This window comes from Streptomyces sp. SBT349 (assembly GCF_001083795.1).
In the GTDB taxonomy this organism is placed as follows: domain Bacteria; phylum Actinomycetota; class Actinomycetes; order Streptomycetales; family Streptomycetaceae; genus Streptomyces.
The window spans coordinates 1-7,664 of record NZ_LAVK01000349.1 but is presented as its reverse complement, the minus strand read 5'-3'; the positions used below and the strand labels follow the sequence as shown (position 1 = coordinate 7,664).

At 72.9% G+C, this 7,664-nt stretch carries 7 protein-coding genes; all 7 read left to right on the top strand.

What is annotated here, in order from left to right:
* The first annotated feature begins 136 nt into the window (after positions 1 to 136).
* The 7 genes from ADY01_RS29585 to ADY01_RS29555 all read left to right on the top strand — a co-directional run bounded on the left by ADY01_RS29585 (position 137) and on the right by ADY01_RS29555 (position 7,440).
* Positions 137 to 982 carry a carbohydrate ABC transporter permease gene (locus ADY01_RS29585; protein WP_049579614.1) on the top strand — a complete coding sequence of 282 codons (846 nt, stop codon included), beginning with the start codon at positions 137 to 139 and terminating at the stop codon, positions 980 to 982.
* Positions 979 to 1,920, top strand: coding sequence for a carbohydrate ABC transporter permease (locus ADY01_RS29580; protein WP_078900722.1), 942 nt, complete (start codon positions 979 to 981; stop codon positions 1,918 to 1,920). The genes ADY01_RS29585 and ADY01_RS29580 overlap by 4 nt, the downstream gene beginning before the upstream one ends.
* Positions 1,921 to 1,925: 5 nt before the next feature.
* Complete coding sequence (locus tag ADY01_RS29575; RefSeq protein ID WP_049579611.1) at positions 1,926 to 2,831, top strand: 5-dehydro-4-deoxyglucarate dehydratase; 906 nt, start codon at positions 1,926 to 1,928, stop codon at positions 2,829 to 2,831.
* A gap of 64 nt (positions 2,832 to 2,895) precedes the next feature.
* Positions 2,896 to 4,128, top strand: coding sequence for an arginine deiminase (locus tag ADY01_RS29570; protein WP_199826337.1), 1,233 nt, complete (start codon positions 2,896 to 2,898; stop codon positions 4,126 to 4,128).
* 110 nt (positions 4,129 to 4,238) lie between these two features.
* Positions 4,239 to 5,237 (top strand): ornithine carbamoyltransferase, encoded by a 999-nt coding sequence (gene argF / locus ADY01_RS29565; protein WP_049579607.1) that lies wholly within the window; start codon positions 4,239 to 4,241, stop codon positions 5,235 to 5,237.
* Positions 5,238 to 5,317: 80 nt separating this feature from the next.
* Positions 5,318 to 6,505, top strand: coding sequence for a chromate efflux transporter (gene chrA / locus ADY01_RS29560; protein ID WP_049579606.1), 1,188 nt, complete (start codon positions 5,318 to 5,320; stop codon positions 6,503 to 6,505).
* Positions 6,506 to 6,801: 296 nt separating this feature from the next.
* Positions 6,802 to 7,440 carry a fascin domain-containing protein gene (locus ADY01_RS29555; protein ID WP_049579604.1) on the top strand — a complete coding sequence of 213 codons (639 nt, stop codon included), beginning with the start codon at positions 6,802 to 6,804 and terminating at the stop codon, positions 7,438 to 7,440.
* The last annotated feature ends 224 nt before the right edge of the window (positions 7,441 to 7,664 follow it).

Sequence of the window (7,664 nt, the reverse complement as noted above, 5' to 3'; positions counted from 1 at the left end):
CCGCCGAGCTGGAAGCGCAGCACCTGCTGCCGTGCCCTCCCCCGCCCCCGGGCGCGGGCCGGCGAAGCCGCCCCCGCCGCCCCGCCCCCGCCTCGGCGGCGGCCGGGGGGGGGGGCGGGGGCGGGGCCGGTTCTGGATCCCGTGGGTGTTCCTGGCCCCGGGGCTGCTGCTCGCGCTCTTCTTCAAGTTCATCCCCATGGCCGAGGGGATCCGGCTGAGCCTCCAGGAGGTGCAGCCGTTCCTCGGCAACCAGTGGGTGGGCCTGGACAACTACGAACAGGTCGTCCGGGACGAACGGTTCCAGGAGGCGTTCGGCCACACCCTGCTGCTGGGCTTCGGGCAGACCCTGGGCGCGATCGTCGTCGGCTTCCTGCTGGCGCTGCTCCTTGAGGGCCAGGCGCGGTCGCTGTGGATCATCCGCACCGCCGTCTTCCTGCCCGTGGTGACGGCGCTCGCGGTCGTGGGCGAGATCTGGCGCCTGCTCTACCTGCCGACCTCCGACGGCTTCGCCAACACCATGCTCGGGCTCGTCGGGTTCGGCCCGCAGCCGTTCCTCGACAGCCCGGACAGCGCCCTGTGGTCGGTCATGGTGGTCGGCGTCTGGATCGGCGCCCCCTACAACATGGTGATCATCCTCGCCGGACTCGCGGGCGTGCAGCGGTCGTTGTACGAGGCGGCGGCCGTGGACGGGGCCTCGCTGTGGCAGCGGCTGCGGCACATCACGCTGCCCGCGCTGCGCCCGGCGCTCACCATCGTGCTGACGCTGGCCGCCATCCGCGGGCTGCGGATCTTCACCGAGGTCTATGTCCTCACCGGCGGCGGCCCCGCCGGATCGACGGAGGTGTGGATGACCCGCGTCTTCTCCCTGGGCTTCGAGCGCAACGACATCGGCGTCGCGTCGGCGGGCTCGATGATCCTGCTCGCGGTCACCCTGGTGCTGACGGTCACCGTCCGCCTGTTCAGCCGGAGGGCCGAGTCATGAGCACCCCGAACCGTCCGGCCCCCGTGAAGGGGCGACCGGACCCGCGGAAGGGGCGCGCCGCCGCGGGCCACGCCCACCCGAGCCGTTTCGACACCGCCCTCGGCTGGTCGCCCAGGCTCGGGCCCGCGCTGGTGCTGCGGGTGCTGCTGTGCGCGCTGGCGCTCTTCGTCTTCGCCGCGCCGTTCCTGGTGATCGTGACCGGCGCGTTCAGCGAGAACGCGCAGGCGTCCCGGCTCTCGCTGTTCCCCGACGACACCACGCTGGAGAACTTCACCGTCGCGGGGGACCGGGGCGTCTGGAGCTACTTCGCCAACTCGCTGGTCATCGCGGGCGGCGGGCTGCTGCTCCAGATGACCGTCTCGGTGATGGCCGCCTACGCGCTGGCGCGCCGCAGGTTCCGCGGGAGGGCGCTGGTCATGGGCCTGTTCCTGCTCACCATGATGCTGCCCGAGGAGATCATCGCGGTCCCGCTCTCGGTGGTCCTCGGCGATCTGCCCGTGCTCGGCCTCGACCTCAAGGGCACGGTCTTCGGCGTGATCCTCCCGGTGGGCGCCTGGGGCTTCTCGGTGCTGGTGATGACCGAGTTCATGAAGGACGTGCCCAAGGAGATCGAGGAGTCGGCGCGGCTCGACGGCGTGGGCGAGGTGCGGCTGCTGCTCCAGATCATCCTGCCGCTGTGCCGCCCGGCGCTCGGTGTCATCGGGATCTTCGGCTACCTCATGATCTGGGACCAGTACCTGCTGCCGATCATCGCCGCCGACAGCCCCGACGACTACACCCTCACCGTGGCGCTCGCCGTCCTGCGCTCGGACGTCCAGGTCGGCTCGGGGGTGGTGCTGGCCGGCGCGCTGGCCGCCCTGGTGCCCAGCCTCATCGTCTACTTCTGCCTTCAGGGCTCACTGGTCCGCGGCATCACCGCGGGCGCGACCAAGGGATGACCAGCATGGAGTTCAACGGAATCCTCTTCTTCCCGGTGACGCCCTTCGCCGAGGACGGCTCGGTCGAGACGGACCTGCTCGCCCGGCACATCACCCGGGGCGTGGAGAACGGCGCGGGCGGGGTGTTCGTGGCGTGCGGGACCGGCGAGTTCCACGCGCTGTCCACCGAGGAGCTGGCCGTCTGCGCGCGGGTCGCCGTGACCGCGGCGGCGGGCCGGATCCCGGTGGTGGCGGCGGCGGGCGGCCCGTTGCCGCTGGTGGGGCAGCAGACGGCCGCGCTGGCCGAGGCGGGCGTGGACGGGGTGCTGCTGCTGCCGCCGTATCTGGTCACCAGCCCGCAGCGGGGCCTGGTCGACTACGTGCGGGCGGTGACGGAGTCGAGCGACCTGCCGGTGATCGTCTACCAGCGGGCCAACGCGGTGCCGACCCCGGAGACCGCGGCGGAGCTGGCGCGGCTGCCCCGGGTCGTCGGGATCAAGGACGGCGTCGGCGACATCGAGCTGATGCACCGCACGGTGCGCCGGGTGCGGCGGGAGTCGGGGGCCGGGTTCCACTTCTTCAACGGGCTGCCCACCGCCGAGATGACCGTGCACGCCTACCGGGGGCTCGGCATCCCGCTGTACTCCTCCGCGGTCTTCGCGTTCGCGCCCGAGATCGCGCTCGCGTTCCACCGGGCGGTCGGCGCCGGGGACGAGGAGACGGCGAGCCTGCTGCTGGACGAGTTCTACGTGCCACTGGTGGCGCTGCGCGACGAGAGCCCCGGGTACGCGGTCTCGCTGGTGAAGGCCGGGGTGCGGCTGCGCGGGCTGCCGGTGGGCGGGGTCAGGGCCCCGCTGCGCGACCCGACGCGCGACCACCTCGACCGGCTGGAGAAGCTGCTCGACCACGGGCTGCGGACGGTGGCGGCCTGACGCGGGGGGCCGGGCCCCGGGCCTGAGCCGGAGCTCGCGCGGGGGTGACCGCAGAATGGGAGGCATGACCTTCCATGTCGACTCCGAGACCGGGCGGCTCCGCCGAGTGATCCTCCACCGCCCCGGGCTCGAACTGAAGCGGCTCACGCCGACGAACAAGGACGACCTCCTCTTCGACGACGTCCTGTGGGTGCGCAGGGCCCAGCAGGAGCACGACGTCTTCGCCGGGGTGCTGCGCGACCGCGGTGTGCGGGTGCACCTCTTCGGCGATCTGCTGGCCGAGAGCCTGGAGATCCCCGCGGCACGAGCGCTGGTACTCGACCGGGTGTTCGACGAGCGGGAGTACGGGCCGCTCGCCACCGACGCGCTGCGGGAGGTGTTCGACGGGCTGCCGACCGGGGAGCTGGCCGAGGCGCTGGTCGGCGGGATGACCAAGCGCGAGTACCTGGAGCGGCACCCGGAGCCGGTGTCCGTGCGGTTCCACGTCATGGAGCCGGACGACTTCGTGCTCCACCCCCTGCCCAACCACCTCTTCGCCCGCGACGCCTCGGCCTGGGTCTACGACGGGGTGGCGATCAACGCGATGCGCTGGCAGGCCAGGCGGCGCGAGAGCGTGCACTTCGAGGCGGTCTACGGGCACCACCCGCTCTTCCGCGGCGCGGAGGCGGGCGCGTTCCACACCTGGTCGGAGGGGCAGGGGGAGCACCCGTCCACCATCGAGGGCGGGGACGTGCTGGTCATCGGGAACGGCGCGGTGCTGGTCGGCATGTCGGAACGGACCACGCCGCAGGCCGTCGAGCTGCTGGCGCGGAGGCTGTTCGCGGCCGGTTCCGCGCGGGTGATCGTGGCCGTGGACCTGCCGAAGCGGCGGGCGTTCATGCACCTGGACACGGTGCTGACCATGGTCGACGGGGAGACGTTCACGCAATACGCGGGGCTGGGGATGCTGCGCTCGTACACGATCGAACCGGGCTCCTGGGAGCGGGAGCTGAAGGTGACCGACCACCCGCCCGAGCACATGCACCGGGCGATCGCCGCGGCGCTGGGGCTGGGCCGGATCCGGGTGCTGACGCCCGTGCAGGACGTGCGGTCGGCGGAGCGCGAGCAGTGGGACGACGGGTGCAACGTGCTGGCCGTCGAGCCCGGCGTCGTCCTGGCGTACGAGCGGACCGTGACCGCCAACACCCATCTGCGGGAGCACGGGTTCGAGGTGATCGAGGTCCCGGGCAGCGAGCTGGGCCGGGGGCGCGGCGGGCCGCGCTGCATGAGCTGCCCGGTGGAGCGGGATCCGGCCTGACGCGGGGCGCCCGCCGGGGAGGGCCGGGGGAGGGCTGGTCCGGGCAGTGCATACACATGTAGAATGATGCATATAATTTCACGCTTTTCGCCCGACCAGACGGAGCCACCATGGCGACAGAGCTCACCGGCCGCCACTTCCTCAAGGAGCTGGACCTCGCCCCCGACGAGTTCCGCGCCCTGATCGGCCTGGCCACCCACCTGAAGGCGGCCAGGCGGTTCGGCACCGAGACCCCGGCGCTGACCGGGAAGCACATCGCGCTGCTCTTCGAGAAGTCCTCGACCCGCACGCGCTGCGCGTTCGAGGTGGCGGCGGCCGACCAGGGCGCCCGCACGACCTACCTCGACCCGGCGAGCTCGCACGTCGGGTACAAGGAGTCGGCACGGGACACCGGCCGCGTTCTCGGGCGGATGTTCGACGCGATCCAGTACCGGGGCGGCGCCCAGCGGATCGTGGAGGAGCTGGCGGCCCACGCGGGTGTCCCCGTCTACAACGGGCTCACGGACGACTGGCACCCCACCCAGATGCTGGCCGACGTGCTGACGATGTCGGAGCACAGCAAGAAGCCGCTGGAGGCCCTCTCCTTCGCCTACCTGGGCGACGCCCGCAACAACATGGGCAACTCCTACCTGATCACCGGCGCGCTGCTCGGCATGGACGTGCGCATCGTCGCCCCCGACGGCCTGCGGCCCGACGCCGGGATCCAGGCCGAGGCCCGGCGGCTGGCCGCCGCCACGGGCGCGCGCATCACTCTTACGGCTGATGTGGGTGAGGGCGTGCGCGGAGCCGACTTCGTCGCGACGGACGTCTGGGTCTCCCTCGGCGAGCCCCTGGAGACCTGGGACGAACGGATCGCGCTGCTGCGGCCCTACGCCGTGACCGCCGACGTGCTGCGCGCCACGGGGAACCCGGACGTGAAGTTCCTGCACTGCCTGCCCGCCTTCCACGACCTGGGCACGGAGGTCGGCCGCGAGATCACGGCCCGGCACGGCCTGGACTCGCTGGAGGTGACGGACGAGGTCTTCGAGTCGCCGAGCTCGGTGGTCTTCGACCAGGCGGAGAACCGCCTGCACACCATCAAGGCACTGCTGGTGGCGACCCTGGCCTGAGCGCCCCGCGGCTTCAGCGGGCGTTCACCCTCCCGGGATAGGGTCGGCGCCGGTTTCACCCCCCTGCCCAGGAGTCGCGCATGCACCACGACGTCTCGCAGCGGCGCGTCTCACTGCTCACGATCGCCCGGGAGTGGGGGCGCATCGGCCTGATCGGCTTCGGGGGGCCGCCCGCGCACATCACGCTGCTGCGCGAGCTGTGCGTGCGGCGGCGGGGATGGGTCCCCGCCCGCGACTTCGAGGACGGCATAGCGGCGGCCAACCTGCTGCCCGGCCCGGCCTCCACGCAGCTGGCGATCCTCAACGCCTGGTGGCTGCGCGGCGCGTGGGGCGCGGTGGTGGGTGGCGTGTGCTTCATCCTGCCGGGGCTGGTGATGATCCTGGCGCTGGCCGCCCTCTTCCTCGCCGGCGACCCGCCGCGCTGGGTCAACGGCGCGGCGGCGGGGGCCGGTTCGGCCGTCGCCGCGGTGGCGGTGCAGGCCGGGTGGCAGATGGTGCCCGACAGCCGCCGGCGCACCACCGGGCGGCGGGCGCGGGCCCGGTGGGCGGGCTACGTCACCGCGGGCGTGCTGGCAGCCGTGCTGCTCGGCGCCTGGCTGGTGCTGGTGCTGATCGCGGCCGGGCTGGCCGAGGTGGCGGTGCGGGGCGTGCGGCGTTGCCGCGAGCCCGCGCCCCCCGGAGGCAACGCGCGCCTGTGGCTGCTGCTCGCCGCCGTGCCGGTGAGCGCGGGCCTGGCCTCGCTGTCGGCGCTGACCTGGGTCGCGTACAAGGTGGGCGCCCTCTCCTACGGCGGCGGCTTCGTGATCATCCCGCTGATGCGGGCGGACGCGGTCGGCGCGCACGGCTGGATGACCGACGGGCAGTTCCTCAACGCCGTGGCGCTCGGGCAGATCACACCCGGGCCCGTGGTGCAGACGATGGCGGTGGTCGGCTATGCCGCGGCCGGTATCGGCGGCGGACTGCTGGCCTCGCTCGTGGCGTTCGGGCCCTCGTTCCTCCTGATCGTCCTGGGCGGGCACCAGTTGGAGCGGCTGCGCGCGATGCCGGCGGTCCAGGCGTTCTTCGACGGCGCGGGACCGGCGGTGATCGGCGCGATCCTCGGCTCCGCGGTGCCGCTGGCGCTGGCCCTGCGGCACCCGTGGCAGTGGGGGCTGCTCGGCCTCGCGGCGGTTCTGCTGCTGGTACTCCGCCGGGGGGTCGTCGCCACGCTGCTGGTCGCCGGCGCGCTGGGCGTCGCGGCGGCGCAGGCGGGGTGGGCCGTCACCTGACCCGGGGGCACCGCGCGTGGCCGGCGGCGGCGACCCGGAGGAGGGAATCGTGAGTTCACGTGAAGGACGCCCCAATTTCGGTCACCCGATCTACACTGAGCGCCGTGGGGCGTTGCCGTGATCCCGCGCGTCGGACCGGGTTCCGGCGCGGGTCAGGGCGTGGCACACGCCGTGGACTTGGGGGCCACGGCGACAAGGGGGGCAGGGGCCGTCGCCGTTTTCCACGCACACCTCGCGGGTGCTCCGTCAGCCTCCTGAGCCGTCTGCCCGCGAACCGAACGAACGAAGGACACCACGTGAGACGCAAAGGCGCTCTTCTTCTCTCCCTCGCCGGCCTGCTCACCGCGTCGACGCTGGGCGCGTCGGCCGCCACCGCGAGCAGCCCCTCGGCTCCCGCCGACGCCGGCTGGGAGGTCGTCGACAACGCCACGATGAACGAGATGCTGGCCGAGGCGGGGGCCGCCAGGCTGTCGGCCGCCGACGAGGAGCCCGAGGAGCTCCCCTGGGCCATCGAGTCGGTCGGCACCGGCCTGTTCGTGGCCTCGGAGCAGAGCTACCGGGCGCCCAACACCGGTCTGCTGCGGGCGCGTTCGGAGGAGGTGGGCGGCAGCTGGGAGCTGTTCGACCTCTACTGGGACGACGCCACCGAGACGCTGGCGCTCAGGTCCACCGCGAACGACCTGTTCGTCGCCTCCGAGCAGAACTACACCGGCTCCTCCGAGGGCATTCTCCGGGCGCGCTCCGCGGGCTCCGCCGGAAGCTGGGAGCGGTTCGTCCTGTGGACCAACCCGGACACCGGTCGTTATGCCCTCCGGTCCGTGGCCAACGACCTGTTCGTCGCCACCGAGCAGAACTACACCGGCGACCTGAACAACGCCCTGCGGGCACGCTCCGACTGGATCAACGGCTCCTGGGAAGAGTTCTACCTCTACTGAGGGATCCCGGTCCCTCTCCGGGGACACCGGCCCGCGCGCCGCTGCCGAGCGGCGCGCGGGCCTTCGCCCGTTCTCCCGCGGTGCCGGACCCCGCTAACCCAGGCCGAGGGAGCGGGCCGGAGGCGTTCTGACGCCGACGACCGTGCAGAAGTCGGGGGCGAGCCGCAGCTCGGTGGCGCGGAGGTGGGGGTGGGTGAGCCAGCGCTGCTGGCCGCCGGGGAGCT